The 15,913-nt window shown below is 62.7% G+C and carries 12 protein-coding genes, 1 pseudogene and 1 riboswitch; of the genes and pseudogenes, 7 read left to right on the top strand and 6 right to left on the bottom strand.

Translation table 11 applies throughout. The annotated features are described in order from the left end of the window. The first annotated feature begins 171 nt into the window (after positions 1-171). From CAG11_RS06610 to hldE, 3 genes are all read left to right on the top strand, one after another. The gene (locus CAG11_RS06610) at positions 172-876 is read left to right on the top strand and encodes a sulfotransferase family 2 domain-containing protein (protein ID WP_085595540.1); all 705 of its coding nucleotides are present in this window, start codon (positions 172-174) and stop codon (positions 874-876) included. Further along, positions 869-1,480, top strand: a complete 612-nt coding sequence (gene cysC, locus CAG11_RS06605) for an adenylyl-sulfate kinase (protein WP_085595538.1) — start codon at positions 869-871, stop codon at positions 1,478-1,480. Before CAG11_RS06610 ends, cysC begins: the two co-directional genes overlap by 8 nt. 102 nt (positions 1,481-1,582) lie before the next feature. After that, the gene (gene hldE, locus CAG11_RS06600; RefSeq protein ID WP_085595537.1) at positions 1,583-3,016 is read left to right on the top strand and encodes a bifunctional D-glycero-beta-D-manno-heptose-7-phosphate kinase/D-glycero-beta-D-manno-heptose 1-phosphate adenylyltransferase HldE; all 1,434 of its coding nucleotides are present in this window, start codon (positions 1,583-1,585) and stop codon (positions 3,014-3,016) included. Positions 3,017-3,060: 44 nt separating this feature from the next. On the opposite strand, the gene CAG11_RS06595 is transcribed toward hldE, so the two are convergent. The 4 genes from CAG11_RS06595 to CAG11_RS06580 form a co-directional block, all read right to left on the bottom strand. Continuing rightward, on the bottom strand, positions 3,061-4,032 hold the full coding sequence (locus tag CAG11_RS06595; protein WP_085595535.1) for a metal ABC transporter ATPase: 972 nt from the start codon (positions 4,030-4,032) through the stop codon (positions 3,061-3,063). Positions 4,033-4,073: 41 nt separating this feature from the next. After that, entirely contained in the window at positions 4,074-4,886 is an 813-nt protein-coding gene (locus CAG11_RS06590) for an aldo/keto reductase (RefSeq protein ID WP_085595533.1), read from the bottom strand. Further along, positions 4,883-6,058, bottom strand: a complete 1,176-nt coding sequence (locus CAG11_RS06585) for an FAD-binding oxidoreductase (RefSeq protein ID WP_085595531.1) — start codon at positions 6,056-6,058, stop codon at positions 4,883-4,885. Before CAG11_RS06585 ends, CAG11_RS06590 begins: the two co-directional genes overlap by 4 nt. A 112-nt stretch (positions 6,059-6,170) precedes the next feature. Beyond that, positions 6,171-6,503, bottom strand: coding sequence for a multidrug efflux SMR transporter (locus CAG11_RS06580; protein WP_022641336.1), 333 nt, complete (start codon positions 6,501-6,503; stop codon positions 6,171-6,173). Between the two features lie 104 nt (positions 6,504-6,607). Between CAG11_RS06580 and CAG11_RS06575 the strand changes: the two genes are divergently transcribed. The 3 genes and pseudogenes from CAG11_RS06575 to CAG11_RS34455 form a co-directional block, all read left to right on the top strand. Next, on the top strand, positions 6,608-7,498 hold the full coding sequence (locus tag CAG11_RS06575) for a LysR family transcriptional regulator (RefSeq protein WP_085595529.1): 891 nt from the start codon (positions 6,608-6,610) through the stop codon (positions 7,496-7,498). Between the two features lie 22 nt (positions 7,499-7,520). Further along, complete coding sequence (gene waaA, locus CAG11_RS06570) at positions 7,521-8,801, top strand: lipid IV(A) 3-deoxy-D-manno-octulosonic acid transferase (RefSeq protein WP_085595527.1); 1,281 nt, start codon at positions 7,521-7,523, stop codon at positions 8,799-8,801. Positions 8,802-8,893: 92 nt separating this feature from the next. Next, positions 8,894-9,010 (top strand): annotated as a pseudogene (locus CAG11_RS34455) (ISL3 family transposase); the annotation flags it as partial. 143 nt (positions 9,011-9,153) lie between these two features. Here the strand turns inward: CAG11_RS34455 and CAG11_RS06565 are convergent. Both CAG11_RS06565 and CAG11_RS06560 read right to left on the bottom strand, forming a co-directional pair. Next, a complete protein-coding gene (locus CAG11_RS06565) occupies positions 9,154-11,472 on the bottom strand; it encodes a molybdopterin-dependent oxidoreductase (protein ID WP_085595525.1) in 2,319 nt (772 codons plus the stop codon). A 647-nt stretch (positions 11,473-12,119) separates the two neighbouring features. Further along, positions 12,120-13,553, bottom strand: a complete 1,434-nt coding sequence (locus CAG11_RS06560) for a TolC family outer membrane protein (RefSeq protein ID WP_085595523.1) — start codon at positions 13,551-13,553, stop codon at positions 12,120-12,122. A gap of 196 nt (positions 13,554-13,749) precedes the next feature. Beyond that, a riboswitch (TPP riboswitch) is annotated at positions 13,750-13,854 on the top strand. Positions 13,855-14,019: 165 nt separating this feature from the next. Between CAG11_RS06560 and thiC the strand changes: the two genes are divergently transcribed. Beyond that, positions 14,020-15,909, top strand: a complete 1,890-nt coding sequence (gene thiC / locus CAG11_RS06555; RefSeq protein WP_022641340.1) for a phosphomethylpyrimidine synthase ThiC — start codon at positions 14,020-14,022, stop codon at positions 15,907-15,909. Positions 15,910-15,913 lie beyond the last annotated feature (4 nt).

The following is a 15,913-nucleotide window of genomic DNA, read 5'->3' as shown; positions in this document are numbered from 1 at the left end:
CGGCTCGCTCCCGCTCCCATTCCCCGGGGCCGCAACGGCCTTGGGGCATATGTATCGCCTTGCTTACAGTCTTGACCAAGGCTAAATAATTCCACGCTACGCGCTTGTTATGTTTCGCGCCTGAATCGTCGATTGGATCGAGAGGGCCATCCCTTTCGCGCAGGTGTCGGAATGCTGCAACGCTTTGTCTGGAAGCTCTTACCCAAGACCCAACGCAATTTCCTGCTGGGGCGCCTGTCAGTGGTGGATCGCCAGGCCGTGAACAAATCCATGTCCGCCAACGTGCGTTTCCCCTCTGCTTTTGCCCGTCATTCCTGCTTGTTCATCCATGTCCCCAAATGTGCTGGCAGCAGTGTCTGCTCCGCGCTGTTCGATGGATGGACACCTGGGCACTTGCCGTTGTACTGGTATGAACAGCAGTTTCCCAGGACGTTCTCCAGCAGTTTCAAGTTTGCCTTCGTCCGTGATCCGTTGGAGCGGGCCTATTCGGCCTATACCTTCTTGCGGGGCAATCAACTATCGCGCCGAGACCAGGCTGCCCAGGCACTGGCCGTGCATTATCGGGATTTCGATGATTTCGTCAGTCGCTGGCTGCATCCGGAGAACGTCCACCGACAAATACATTTCGCTCCCCAGGCTGACTTCCTCACCGATTCCCTAGGGCATTTGTCCCTGGATTTCGTCGGCTACCAGGAACACTTGCAACGCGATTTTCAATTGCTTTGCGAGCGCCTGGGCATCAAGGCGCAGCTTCCTCATCTGAACAGTACCCAGCAACGCGAGCACGTTCCCGTCCGGGAGTTGTGTTCGGTCCGTACCCGGCGCCTGGTACGTCGGGTCTATCAACGTGACTACGAGATGCTCGGTTATGAATGAACCTGCCAGCATGCCTTTGCAGCAACCGCAGATCCGTCCCTACAACCTGGCACTGTCGGCCGCTGCCCGGGCCGAACTCAAGCACCAGCAGCCCCGCTGCCTGTGGCTGACCGGCCTGTCCGGAGCCGGCAAGTCGACCCTGGCCAACCTGCTGGAGTTGCGGCTCAACGAACTGGGCATGCATACCTTCGTCCTTGATGGCGACAATGTACGCAGTGGCTTGTGCCGGGACCTGGGAATGGGTGTCGAGGCGCGCAAGGAAAATATCCGGCGCATGGCCGAGGTGGCGCGGTTGATGGTGGAGGCCGGGCTGGTGGTGATCGTCGCGGCGATCTCGCCGTTTCGCGCCGAGCGCGATGCCGCTCGGGCGCTGTTCGCTCCCGGGCAGTTCCTGGAAGTTCATGTGAGCACGCCATTGGATGCCTGTGCCCTGCGTGATCCCAAGGGCCTCTACCGGGCCGCGCGGGAAGGACGGATCAAGGACTTCACCGGGCTCGACAGCCCCTATGAGGAGCCGCTCGAGGCCGATTGCCGGATCGATACCGCAAGCATGGCGTTGCCCGAGGCAATCCGTTGCCTGCTGCAGCTTTTGCAGCGCAAATGAGCAAGGTCAATTCTTCGTCGGAGCCACGCAAGCCATAGAACTAGGCGGCGCCAACCCTGTGCTAATATCGCGCCCCTGTTCATTTTGTATGTGGGATGCTCCATGAAGTTGTCCATGCCGCGATTCGATCAAGCCCCCGTCTTGGTGGTCGGCGATGTCATGCTCGACCGTTACTGGCATGGTGGTACCTCACGGATTTCCCCTGAGGCGCCGGTGCCGGTAGTCAAGGTCGAGCAGATCGAGGACCGCCCGGGCGGTGCCGCCAACGTTGCCTTGAACATCGCCGCCCTTGGCGCGCCGGCCTCGCTGGTCGGGGTGACCGGCGACGACGAGGCTGCCGATAGCCTGGCCAACAGCCTGCAGGGTGCTGGTGTGCGGGCCCTGTTCCAGCGCATCAAGCACCAGCCGACCATCGTCAAGCTGCGGGTCATGAGCCGCCACCAGCAGTTGCTGCGTATCGATTTCGAAGAACCCTTCGCCACCGACGCCCTGGCCCTGGCAGCCGAGGTCGACACCTTGCTGGACGGCATCAAGGTGCTGGTGCTGTCCGACTATGGCAAAGGTGCGCTGCGTAATCACCAGGTGCTGATCGCCGCCGCCCGGGCCCGCGGCATCCCGGTGCTGGCCGACCCCAAGGGCAAGGATTTCTCCATCTACCGTGGCGCCAGCCTGATCACGCCGAACCTCAGTGAGTTCGAAACCATCGTTGGCGGCTGCGCCGACGAGCACGAGCTGGTCGGCAAGGGTGCCAAGCTCATGCACGACCTGGAGCTGGGTGCGCTGCTGGTGACCCGTGGCGAGCACGGCATGACCCTGCTGCGCCCGGATCATCCGCCCCTGCACCTGCCGGCCCGAGCCCGCGAAGTGTTCGACGTCACCGGTGCCGGGGATACCGTGATTTCCACCCTGGCGGCGGCGATCGCTGCTGGCGAGGAATTGCCCCATGCGGTGGGCCTGGCCAACCTGGCGGCGGGTATCGTGGTCGGCAAGCTGGGGACCGCGGCCATCAGCGCTCCCGAGCTGCGTCGGGCGATCCAGCGCGAAGAAGGCTCCGAGCGCGGCGTGCTGAGCCTCGACCAGTTGCTGCTGGCCATCGACGACGCGCGGGCGCACAACGAGAAGATCGTGTTCACCAATGGCTGCTTCGACATTCTCCATGCCGGACACGTGACCTACCTCGAGCAGGCCCGGGCCCAGGGCGATCGCCTGATCGTGGCGATCAACGACGACGCTTCGGTCAGCCGGCTCAAGGGCCCGGGCCGGCCGATCAACAGCGTCGACCGGCGCATGGCGGTCCTGGCTGGGCTGGGTGCGGTGGACTGGGTGATCAGCTTCCCCGAGGGCACCCCGGAAAACCTGCTGGCCCAGGTGCGTCCGGACGTCCTGGTCAAGGGCGGCGACTACGGCATCGACCAGGTGGTCGGGGCCGATATCGTCAAGGCCTATGGCGGTACGGTGAAGGTGCTGGGGCTGGTGGAGAACAGCTCGACCACCGCCATCGTCGAAAAGATCCGCAAGACCGACCAGGCCCAGTGAGGCTCCTGGGCTGAATCACGGCGCCCCTTGGGGCGCCGTTTTTTTTAGCCCTGGCGCCGGTTCTTGGCGGGCACCATCTTGCGCAGGATCTGCCGTGCCTTGCCGGTCAGGCGTGCCAGCTGGGTGTCCTTTTCCGCTTCGCTCAGGCCGCGCTGCCTGAGCCAGTCCTTCCAGCGAATCCGCTCATCACCGACCACCCAGCCTTCCTGCTGGGCGAAGCTCTCCGCCAGGTACAGGCCGCGGGTGCTGGCCGGATGCAGTTGATCTTTCTTCAGGGTGTACAGCTCGGCGCAGGGCTGGCCGTTTTCCAGGGGCATCAGGTACAGGTCGGGACGCTTGCGATCCAGGCGGGCCACCAGTTGGTCGCCCTCCAGGCGTTCGTCGACATGGAACAGGCTCAGGGACTTGGCTTCCTTGGGGACATCCAGGCGCAGGTCGTAGATCAGTTGCAGCGAGGCGGTGGGCAGGTGTACGTAGGCCCGGGGGCGTTCCAGCAAGTGCAGGTTGGCGCAGCGAACCGGGCGTGCCGCGCCGGACAGCGGGGTCAGGCGAAAGTGTGGCGTCTCGCGGTAATGCAGGGCCCCGGCATAGGGCGCCGGCAGCCAGGTATCGTTGAAGCGCCCGGCCAGCCAGCCTTCCGGGGTTTCCAGCAGGCATTCCTCGGCGATTTCCTGGATGGCGGTGTGCAGCGGCAGGTTCAGCTCGTGGGCCGGCACGTAGCCGGAGATCAGCTTCAGGACCACATCGCCACGGTCCTGGCGGCGCTGGCGCACCAGCACCCAATAGTCGCGGTTCTGCCAGTGCAGGGTCAGGCGTACCGAGACCCCGAGGTTCGCCAGTTCCAGGGCGAAGCGCTCGTTGTCGGCAACGCTCACCGGGCGCCGGCGTTGCAGGGTCTGGGCGAAGTTCAGCGGCATGCCGACGCTCTGGTAGCTGAGCCCTTCGGGAGTCGCTTCGACGAACAGGGGCAAGGTCTTGAAGTTGCTGGGGTTCTTTCTGATCAGCGGTCGCGACATCTCGGCTCCTTCCTGCGTCGGGGGCGGCCGCCTCGGCGGCGTCAGTTCTTGCCCAGGACCTGTGCCACGGTTGTCACGTTGTGGGCCAGGTGCAGTGGATTGATGGTCCCGACGATAGCACTGGCGACACCGGGCTGGTCAAACAGCAGCTCGAAACTGGCCCGTACCGGATCGGTGCCCGGGCTCAGGCAGACGTGGCCGCTGGCCAGGGCCTTCTTCACCAGGATGCCCTTGTGGTGGGCGGCGGCATAGTCAATGACCGCCTTCTCCGCCTGTTCGTTCAGATTGTAGGTAACCATGGCGCAATCGCCTTGCTCCAGGGCCTTCAGGCCGCCGTCGACGGTCTTGCCGGAGAAGCCGAAGCCGCGGATCTTGCCCTCTTGCTTGAGCTGGGCGAGGGCCTGGTAGGCCGCGCTGTGCTCGAGGATTTCCAGGTCGTTGCCGTCCGAGTGCACCAGCACCAGGTCGATGAAGTCGGTTTCCAGGCGCTGCAGGCTGCGCTCTACCGAGAGTCGGGTATGGGCGGCGCTGAAATCGTGGCGGGAGACGCCATCGGCGAACTCCTCGCCGACCTTGCTGACGATCACCCACTCATGACGCTGGCCGCGCAACAGCGGGCCCAGGCGCTCTTCGCTGCGGCCATAGGCCGGGGCGGTGTCGATCAGGTTGATGCCCAGGTCGCGGGTCAGCTTGAGCAGCATCCGTGCCTGTTGGTCGTCCGGGATCTGGAAGCCGTTGGGGTACTTGACCCCCTGGTCGCGGCCCAGCTTGACCGTGCCCAGGCCCAGGGGCGAAACCAGCAGGCCGGTGCTGCCCAGCGGGCGATGCAGATCGTGCAGGGTGAGTTGGCTCATGGCAGCAGTTGCTCCCAGGCCGGTTGGCCGAGCGGCGGGCGCGGCAGTTCCGGCAGCGGATCGCCGTGGGCCGGGCGGATACCATCACGTTCCAGGGCCGCCAGGACCCGGTCGGCGAAGTCCGGGGCCAGGGCCAGCTTGGTCGGCCAGCCCACCAGCAGGCGATCCTGTTCGGCGAGAAAGGCGTTGTCCGGGCGGACCAGGCCGGACTGTGCCGGTTCGGCGCGATCCACCCGCAAGGTGGCCCATTGCGCCTGGCTGAGGTCGACCCAGGGCAGCAGTTGGGCCAGTTCCTTCTGGGCGGCGGCGATCTGCGCCGCCGGTTCCCGGGCCACGCCCTCGGCCTCGGCGAGATCGCCGCCCAGGTACCAGACCCACTGGCCATCGGCGGCCGGGTGGGTGGTGACGGTGATCCGCGGCTTGGGGCCACCGCCCAGGCAGTGGGCGTACAGCGGCTTGAGGGTCGTGCCCTTGACCAGCACCATGTGCAGCGGCCGGCGCTGCATGGCCGGTTGTTCCAGGCCCAGGCCCTGGAGCAGGTCGGCGGTGCCGGCGCCGGCACTGAGGACGATGCGCTGGGCGCGGATTTCGCGCTCATCGACCCGCAGTCCCGCCAGCTGGCCGTTTTCCACCAAGGGCTGGATCCGCTGGCCGGCCAGCAGGCTGTCGCCGGCCAACTGGGCCAGGCGCTCGATGAGGCTGGGGACATCCACTACCAGTTCGGCCAGGCGGTAGACCTTGCCCTTGAAGCGCTTGTCCTGCAGGGCTGGCGGCAGTTGCTCGCCCTTGACTTGGTCGACCCGGCCTCGCACGGCCTTGCTGGCGAAGAAGCTGGTGAGGTTGCCGGCCAGGGTGCCGGGGGACCAGAGATAGTGGGCCTCGGACAACAGGCGCACGCCGGCCAGGTCCAGCTCGCCATTGCCGGCCAGGGCCTCGCGCCAGCGCCGCGGCATGTCGGCGATGGCCTCCGAGGCGCCGGTGAGGGCTCCGTGCAGGGCGTACTTGGCGCCACCGTGGATGATCCCCTGGGACTTGACGCTCTGTCCGCCGCCGAGGCTGGCGTTCTCCACCAGGACAGTGGAAAAACCCTGGCGTCGCAGGCGAGCGTTGAGCCAGAGACCGGCGACGCCTGCGCCGACGATCAGCACATCGGTGGAAATAGCGGATGGCATGCAGCAACCTCGGAGAACCAATCGAAGCCGCAAGTTTCTAGCTTCAAGCCTCAAGCTGCAAGCAACAACCGGCGCTTGCGCCTTCTTGTCGCTCGCGGCTTGCCGTTGTCTTTCAGTGGCCGGCGGTCTTGGAGAACAGCTGGATCACCGCCACGCCAAGGACGATCAACGCCATGCCCAGCATGGCCGGGACATCCAGCTTCTGGCCGTAGAGCACCAGCGCGGCGATGCTGACCATGACGATTCCCAGGCCTGACCACACGGCATAGGCCACGCCCACCGGGACCGTGCGCATCACCAGGGTCAGCATCCAGAAGGCCACGCCGTAGCCGGCGATGACCAACAGCAGCGGCTGCGGGGTACTCAGGCCCTTGACCGCTTTGAGAGAAACAGTGGCGATCACTTCCGCGCAGATGGCGATGGCCAGGTAGTAGTAAGCGTTCATGGGAGGGTCCTCGTGACAGGGGCTGCTTTCTGGGGTCGGCATTCTAGTGCTTGCCCAGATGGGGTAAAGTCATTTCCTATCTGAATAATAGATAGGGTCGCTTCATGAATACCCAGTGGAACCTGGAACAGTTGCGGATGTTCGTCGGCGTGGCCGAATTGCGCTCGTTCTCTGCGGTGGCTCGTCAGCAGCGCAAGGCCCAGTCCGCGGTCAGCAGCGCCATCTCGCTGCTGGAGGACGACCTGGGCGTGGGCCTGTTCGAGCGTAGCAGCGGCCGCCAGCCGAAGCTGACCGAGGCGGGTAGCGCCTTGTTGCAGGAAGCCCGGGAAATCCTTCGCCAGTGCGATCGCCTCAATGGCCGGGCGCTGGCCCTGATGCGAGGCCAGGAGGCCCGGTTGCGCCTGGCCCAGGATGAGGCGATGCCCTACCAGCCGGTGCTCGACAGCCTGGAAGCCCTGGCCGAGCGTTTTCCCAGCCTCGAAGTGCAGTTGGCCAGCAGTGCCCAGGGCGACGTGGCGCGCCGGCTGGTGGAGCGCCGGGCCGACCTGGGCCTGCTGTTCCACCACGAGCAGATGCCCGAGACCCTGGAGCGCCAGGCCCTGGGCAGCGTCGAGATGGTCACCGTATGTGGCGTGGGCCACCCCCTGGCCCGCCAGGGGCGGGTCGACCGGCAGATCCTCGCCCTGCACCGGCAATTGCTCATGGCGCCGCAGCAGAGCGGTTATCCCGGCGGCGAGCCGTTCAGCCCCCAGGTGTGGCGGGCCGACAGCTTCTACGTCCTGGCCGAATGGCTGATGCGCGGCCTGGGCTGGGCCTGGCTGCCACGGCATGTGGTGCAGTACTCGGCCTACCAGCACCAGATGGTGGAATTGACCAGCGAGTGGACTCCGCCGGCGCTGGTGGTGGAACTGGCCTGGCGCCGCGACGAGCCCCTGGGGTTGGCGGCGCGTTGGCTGGCTGAACGTTTTGCCGTGCACCTGAAGGCGATCGGCTAAAAAACCGATAAACTCCGCCGCCATGAATAGAACTCTCTACACCGCACTGTTTTACCTGGGGCTGCCATTGGTGGCGATTCGGCTGTGGCTGCGCTCGCGCAAGGCGCCGGCCTATGCCAAGCGTATCGGCGAGCGTTTTTCCCTCGGCCTGCCGGCCATGCAGCCTGGCGGTATCTGGGTGCATGCGGTGTCGGTGGGCGAAAGCATCGCCGCAGCACCGATGATTCGCGGGTTGCTGGCGCGCCATCCGCAGTTGCCGATCACCGTGACCTGCATGACTCCCACCGGCTCCGAGCGGATTCGCGCGCTGTTCGCCGATGAGCCGCGGATCCAGCACTGCTACCTGCCCTACGACCTGCCGTGCGCCGCTGCGCGCTTTCTCGAGCGGGTACAGCCCCGGCTTGCGGTGATCATGGAAACCGAACTGTGGCCCAACCACATCGACCAGTGCGCTCGCCGGGGGATTCCGGTGGCCCTGGCCAATGCCCGGTTGTCGGCGCGCTCGGCCAAGGGCTATGGGCGTTTTGCCGGCCTGACCGCGCCGATGCTGGCGCAGATGAGCCTGTTTGCGGTGCAGACCCGGGCCGAAGCCGAACGTTTCCGCCAATTGGGCGCGCGTGCAGAGACGGTGGAGGTGACCGGCTCGATCAAGTTCGACCTGAACATCGACCCGCAGCTGCCAGAGCGCGCCGCCGAGTTGCGTCGACAATGGCAGGCCATGGAGCGTCCGGTATGGATCGCCGCCAGCACCCACGAAGGCGAGGATGCAGTGGTGCTCGAAGCCCATCGGCAATTGCTGGCCAGTTATCCGAATGCCTTGCTGATCCTGGTGCCGCGGCATCCGGAGCGTTTCGACTCGGTGTTCGAGCTGTGCCGGCAGCAGGAACTGGCAACGGTGCGCCGCTCCAGTGGCGAGTTGGTAACGCCGGCGACCTCGGTGCTGCTGGGGGACACCATGGGGGAGTTGCTGTTCCTCTATGCCCTGGCCGACAGCGCCTTCGTCGGCGGCAGCTTGGTGGCCAACGGCGGGCACAACCTGCTGGAGCCCGCGGCCCTGGCCAAGCCGGTGATCAGTGGCCCGCACCTGTTCAACTTCCTGGAGATCGCCGCGATGCTGCGCGAGGCCGGGGCCTTGCAGGAAGTGGACGACGCCCAGGGCCTGGCGGTGGTGGTGCAGAGCCTGTTCGAACTGCCCCAGGACGCACGCAAGATGGGCGAGGCGGGCCTGGCGGTCATGCGCTCCAACCAGGGCGCCTTGCAGCGCCTGCTCGACGGCCTGGATCGTCTGTTGCAACGCTCTTAGCACTTGTCCGAAGCCGGGGTCCAGGCTGTCACCAACTGCCTATTCCGCGCATCGCAGATCTGTTTGGCTTGCATTAGGACAGCGCGCACTTGCTGGAGTGGCGAACGCTACAAGCAGTATTGAAGAGGCTATCGAAAGCTCGGCCCAGGCGCTTGGCGATGGATGAGTTCGCGTTACTCAAAGGGCATCGCTACGCTGCCAGCGTGGTGTTGGATGCCGATATTTGCCGGGGACGATTGACCGGATGCGGTGATCAAGCAGATGGTTGACGGCTGCCGGGAAAGCGAATTCTTTTTCATGACGATCAAGAATGACTTCCCGGCAATCCGTTAAGAACCAACAAGGGGCGCGATCATTCAGTGGCGAATGCGGGTATGTCGAATGCGGTCACTGCCGGTAGCGTTCCTGTGAACAGTTCGATGTCCACAAGAACAGACTGCGCCGCAATTGACTGAGATAGTCGGGATGTTCCTTCATCACGGGTTAACACATTCGGATTTCCATGCTTCTCCAGGGCGCCAGCCTTCCCCGGTTCAGCCGGGTCATACCAAGCTCCAGTTGCGATCAACAGCACCCCCGAAAGAAGGTCATCCACGATCTCAACACCTGCGAGCATCGCACCTCTATCATTGAAAACACGAACAACATCACCGTTCTTGAGACCCTTCGCATCTGCGTCCTTGCGGTTCATCTTGATCGGCTCGCGATCCTGAACCTTGTTCTTGCGACTTGCCGGGCTCGCGTCAAGTTGGCTATGCAACCTCCATGTCGGCTGGTTTGACAGCAGGTGAAATGGAAACTGTTTCGATATGGGGGAGCCAAGCCACTCTTTCGGTTCAATCCAGGTTGGTTGCCCAGGGCAGTCGCTGTAGCCAAATCCGTCCACGGTCTCGGAGTATATTTCGATTTTTCCCGAGGGGGTTGCGAGCCGATTCGATTCCGGGTCAGCCACAAAATCAGCGAAAAGTACTTCATCACTCTCTGGGGCAGGGAACAAGTAGTCTCCGGCTTGCCAGAATTCATCGAATGGCGGAGGAGCGTATCCCCGCTCCTGCGCTGTGATTCGCGCCGTGTCGTACATATGGCGCAACCATCCCATCTCGTTGCGATTCTCGGTAAAGGCAGCACCAACCCCCACGCGCTCCGCCAAGTCGGAAAATATATCGAAGTCGTTGCGTGCGCTCTTGTAGGGTTCTACCACCTTCTTCATCGCGACCCAGCGGCTTTGCTGATCCGCGGCAAGGATGTCATTTCGCTCCATGGTGGTCGTGGTCGGGAATACGATGTCGGCGTGTTTTGCCGCCGCGTTCCACCAGATCTCGTTGACGATCACTGTATCCAGGCGCTGCCAAGCCTGCAGCAAACGGTTCGTGTTGGCATTGTGATGGAAAGGGTTGCCGCCCGCCGAATACAAGAGCTTTATATCGGGGATCTTCAAGTTCAACCCGTTGTATTCCAACTGTTCACCTGGCCGCAGGAGTAGATCATTGGTTCTACCAGCTGGACAAAATGCTTTAACCGCATTCGGTCCAAGGGACATCTTAGGTCGCGGGATGTCGCGGGCCCGTGAAGCCAGGCTTCCGTTCGTGGCCCCGAACCCGAGCGCAAAGCCTCGTCCCGGTTTGCCTATCTGGCCCAGCATCGCCGCCAGGGCCACCGTCATCCATACGGGCTGTTCTCCATGGTCAGATCGTTGAACAGACCAACTGGTGGTGATCAGCGTTCTTGAGGTGGCCATTCGCCGTGCAAGTGCCCGGATTGCTTCCGGTTCCATTCCTGAGTGTTGGGCCGCCCACTCGGGCGTTTTGGGTTGTCCATCTGTTTCACCCAGAACGTACTGCTTCAATCGATCGAAACCGACACAGCAACGTTGGAGGAAAGATTGGTCGTGAAGGGCCTCGGTGATGAGTGTATGCGCCAGGGCCATCATTACGGCCGTATCAGATCCTGGGCGAATCGCTTGCCACTGCGCTGCAGCTGTCTCGGGCAGGTCATCGCGAAATGGACTGATGTTTACGAACTGGATACCCGCGGCCCGCGCGCGCATGAAACCCGAACTGTTTTCATGGCTCGCCGCACCGCCGGAATCGATCTGCATGTTTTTTATGTTGGCGCCACCAAACATTACGACAAGTTCGGTGTTTTCCAATACTGAGCGCCACGATACAACCATGTCGGTGATATCGTTGCGGCCGACCACATGGGGCATGATGCCGAGCGCGGCGCCAAACGAGTGGTTTCCTCTCTTATCGACATAACCGCCGAACAGTCCAAGGAATCGCTTTAAAACACTTGGTGCGTGGTGAAGGCGCCCGGCACTGGCCCACCCATATGAGCCTCCGTAAATGGCTTCGTTGCCAAAATTCGCGCGCACGCGCAGCAATGCATCAGCCGCCAATCCTAGCGCCTTCTCCCAGCTCACTGGTACGAAAGGTTCGCCGCCACGATTATGCGGGCCGTTTGCTTCCGGGTTTTGCAGAAACCCTTGCCGTACATAGGGCTGATCTATGCGAAGCGGGCTATGTACCAAACTTTGCAAGCCACGGATCAGTGGTGATGGCTCGGTGTCGTAAGGTGCAGGATAAGTGTTGAGTATATCGCCGCTCTCGTTTGTTTCGACGCTGTAGACGCCCCAGTGAGATGCGGTTTGGGTCAGTGTTCTTGTTCTCATATAGACCTCCCCTGATTGTCTAGATCGGATATTTGCGGCTACGACTTCATGCTGCTAGAACATCGGCTTTGACAAAACCCATGAATGACATGATCAGCATGCTTACTAAGCATCGTATTGATCAATCGAGTGACGAACTTGAGGCCGGATGGGGGCTTCCATGCCTCAAGCGCAATCTTCGAACATGTCGTTCATGGCGGTACATTCATATCGGCGACCGGTTTTTTGTAAGATCCTCGACCGGCACTGCGGTTTGGATAATCCCGCTCTCGATATAAAAACTCTGTGCTTTTATTAAACTTCCAGAGTCGAATGTTCCGACAGGGTAATCTTCTTTCTCAAGATACTTCAACCGCGAATAGGACTTCATGATGCTTGCGCTACTGTTGAGTAACAGCCATACGCTTGATTAAAAGGTGCACCCAGTGCGGATCATCGATCCTTCATTCGCCTAAGTTATTGATGGTCCTGCTAAAGCGGCTTCCGACCTGGTCCAGCGCGCGGCCAAGCTGGAGTCAGCTTGAAATAAAAAATCCGATGTTTGTTTCCAAACATCGGATCTTGCGGCCTAGAGGTTAAAGATCAATGTGTCAGTTTTAACTGAACGGCACTGACCTGGGCGGTGGCCTCTTTCTGGATAGCGGCCTTCATTGACGAGCCTTGAGCTGCTCGGCGGCGGCCTTGGCCAGGTCTGGCGGCAGGAAGTCGCGGTCCGGGTTGTAGTCGGCCTTGAGGTAGCGGGCCAGGTCTTGCAGGTCCCCGGGGTTCAGGGTGCCCGCGGCCTGCTTCAGGCGCAGGTTGTCGAGGATGTAGTCGTAGCGGCTGTTGTTGTAGTTGCGTACCGAACTGTACAGCTGGCGCTGGGCGTCGAGCACGTCGACGATGTTGCGTGTACCCACCTGGTAGCCGATTTCCGTGGCGTCCACGGCGCTCTGGTTGGAGATGATCGACTGGCGCCGGGCCTGGACCTGCTCGACGTCGGTGTTCACCGCCCGGTGCAGGTTGCGGGTGTTCTCCACCACCTGGCGCCGCAGGGATTCGCGCTGCTGCTCGGACTGGCTCAGGCGCGAATAGGACTCGCGGACCTGGGAGCTGGTCAGGCCGCCGCTGTAGATCGGGATGTTCAGTTGCAGGCCGATGGAACGCTGCTCGACGTCACTGCCATAGCGCGTCAGGGGATTGGGGTTGCTGAAGCCCAGGGCATCGTTGTCGCCCTTCTTGTATTGCACCACGGCGTCCAGGGTCGGGGCGTGGCCGGCCTTGCGCTGCTTGAGGGTTTCCTCGGCGGCGCTGACCGCGTAGTTGCTGGCCAGCAGGTTGAGGTTCTGCTTGGCGGCGGTGTCGACCCAGGCCTTGGCGTCGTTCGGGGTCGGCGTCAGTACCGGAAGGGTATGGACGATGCCCTGGATCGCTTGGTATTCGCGGTTGGTCAGGGTAATCAGGGCCTCGAAGGCATCTTCCACCTGGCGCTGGGCGACGATCCGGTTGGCCCGGGCGGTGTCGTAGCTGGCCTGGGATTGCAGCACGTCGGTCTTGTCCGACAGGCCCACGTCGAAGCGCTCGTTGGACTGGTCGAGCTGGCGCTTGAAGGCGGCTTCCTCGGCCTTGGTCGAGGCCAGGTTGTCCTGGGCGCGCAGTACCGCGAAGTAGGTCTCGGCGCTTTGCAGGATCAGGTTCTGCTCGGTGGCCGAGAGTTGCAGCGCGGCTTGTTCGTTGACGTCCTTGGCGGCTTGCAGTTGGAACCAGCGGTCGGCGCGGAACAGCGGCTGGGCCAGGGTCGCGCGGTAGACATTGCCACTGCGGGTAGAGGTCATCGACGGTTCGTCGAACTTGGTGCGGGTGTTGTTCATGTCCGCGCCGGCCGACAGGTTCGGCAGCAGTCCGGCCCGGGCCTGGGGCACGATTTCTTTCTGGGCGCCGTATTGGGCGCGTGCGGCGGCCAGGTCGGCGTTGTTGTCCACCGCTTCCTGGTAGACGCTGACCAGGTCGGTACGGGTGGGAGACAAAGGCGCTTCGGCTGCCCATGCCATTCCATTGGACGCACAAGACACGGCAACAGCCAGTGAGAGTTTGCGCAGCATTCGGCGATCCCTAGTGTTGATATTACGGAGATAATCCAGGCGCCAAGGCTAAGGCGCACCCTACAGAGCGTCAAGGCTCGACACTGGGCAACGAGTGTAGAGGCGTGGCCCTGGCGCAACAATCCGTCGATTACGCCATTCATCACGCTTATCGCTCGGGTGTTGGCGTTCTGTCCCGGCTTTGTCTAGACTGGCCCGGTTCTTGTCGGGGTGCCTTGCTATGAGGCTGAGATCGGATAATCCGGATCCCGTTGAACCTGATCAGGTTAAGGCCTGCGTAGGGAACAAGATTTCTCGTCACCCGGCGAGTCCTCTTGTGCTTCGTCCGGGATCTTGTTCGACAATCGAACATTCTTCTTGAGTACCAAGCACTGCACTCACTAGTCGCCTAGACAGGGTGCGTCCGTCCGCTACAGGTTCGCTCCGACAAACTTCCACTGCCTGGATGCTGTCTGGAGAGCCCGTGATGACGACAAAACTAAAAAACGCTAGCAACCTCAGTGAGTCGGCCCAAGTCGACCAGCAATCGGTCCAGCCCTTTGCCCGCTCGCAAAAGATCTATGTCCAGGGTTCGCGCCCGGATATCCGCGTGCCAATGCGGGAAATCAGCCTGGATGTGACCCCCACCGACTTCGGCGGTGAAATCAACGCCCCGGTGACCGTCTACGACACTTCCGGTCCCTACACCGACCCCAACGTGCTGATCGATGTGCGCAAGGGCCTGGGCGACGTACGTTCGGCCTGGATCGACGACCGTGCCGACACCGAGCGCCTGGCCGGCTTGTCGTCCGACTTCGGCCAGCAGCGCCTGGCCGACGCCGAGCTGACCAAGCTGCGTTTCGCCCATGTGCGCAACCCGCGCCGGGCCAAGGCCGGGGCCAACGTCAGCCAGATGCACTATGCGCGCAAGGGCATCATCACCGCCGAGATGGAATACGTCGCCATCCGCGAGAACATGAAGCTGCAGGAAGCCCGCGCCGCCGGCCTGCTCAAGCAGCAGCACGCTGGCCACAGCTTTGGCGCCAGCATTCCCAAGGAGATCACCCCCGAGTTCGTGCGCGAGGAAATCGCCCGCGGCCGCGCGATCATCCCGGCCAACATCAACCACGTGGAGCTGGAGCCGATGATCATCGGCCGCAACTTCCTGGTGAAGATCAACGGCAACATCGGCAACAGCGCCCTGGGCTCGTCCATCGAAGAAGAAGTGGCCAAGCTGACCTGGGGCATCCGCTGGGGTTCGGACACGGTCATGGACCTGTCCACCGGCAAGCACATCCATGAAACCCGCGAGTGGATCATCCGCAACTCGCCGGTACCGATCGGCACCGTACCGATCTACCAGGCCCTGGAGAAGGTCAACGGCGTGGCCGAGGACCTGACCTGGGAGCTGTTCCGCGACACCCTGATCGAGCAGGCCGAGCAGGGCGTGGACTACTTCACCATCCACGCCGGCGTGCTGCTGCGCTATGTGCCGCTGACTGCCAAGCGGGTCACCGGCATCGTCAGCCGTGGCGGCTCGATCATGGCCAAGTGGTGCCTGGCCCACCACAAGGAGAACTTCCTCTATACCCACTTCGAGGAAATCTGCGAAATCATGAAGGCCTACGACGTCAGCTTCTCCCTGGGAGATGGCCTGCGTCCGGGCTCGGTGGCCGACGCCAACGACGAAGCTCAGTTCGGCGAGCTGGAAACCCTCGGCGAACTGACCAAGATCGCCTGGAAGCACGACGTGCAGTGCATGATCGAAGGCCCTGGCCACGTGCCGATGCAGCTGATCAAGGAGAACATGGACAAGCAGCTGGAATGCTGCGATGAGGCGCCGTTCTACACCCTCGGCCCACTGACCACCGACATCGCCCCGGGCTACGACCACATCACCTCGGGCATCGGCGCGGCGATGATCGGCTGGTTCGGCTGCGCCATGCTCTGCTACGTCACGCCCAAGGAACACCTGGGCCTGCCGAACAAGGATGACGTCAAGACCGGGATCATCACCTACAAGATCGCCGCGCATGCTGCGGATCTCGCGAAAGGTCACCCGGGCGCGCAGATCCGCGACAATGCCTTGAGCAAGGCGCGCTTCGAGTTCCGTTGGGAAGACCAGTTCAACCTCGGCCTGGACCCGGACACTGCGCGTGCGTTCCACGACGAGACCCTGCCCAAGGATTCGGCCAAGGTGGCGCATTTCTGCTCCATGTGCGGGCCGAAGTTCTGCTCGATGAAGATCACCCAGGAAGTGCGCGAGTACGCCGCCAACCAGCGTATCGAGGCGGTGGATGTCGATGTGGCCAAGGGCATGGCCGAGCAGGCCGAGCGCTTCAAGCAGGAAGGCAGCCAGCTATACAAGAAAGTCTGAGAGG

The sequence above is a fragment of the Pseudomonas sp. B6(2017) genome (assembly GCF_002112765.1).
GTDB classification, from domain to species: Bacteria; Pseudomonadota; Gammaproteobacteria; order Pseudomonadales; family Pseudomonadaceae; genus Aquipseudomonas; species Aquipseudomonas piscis.
The sequence above is the reverse complement of the archived record's forward strand: the minus strand, read 5'-3'. Positions and strand labels throughout refer to the sequence as shown.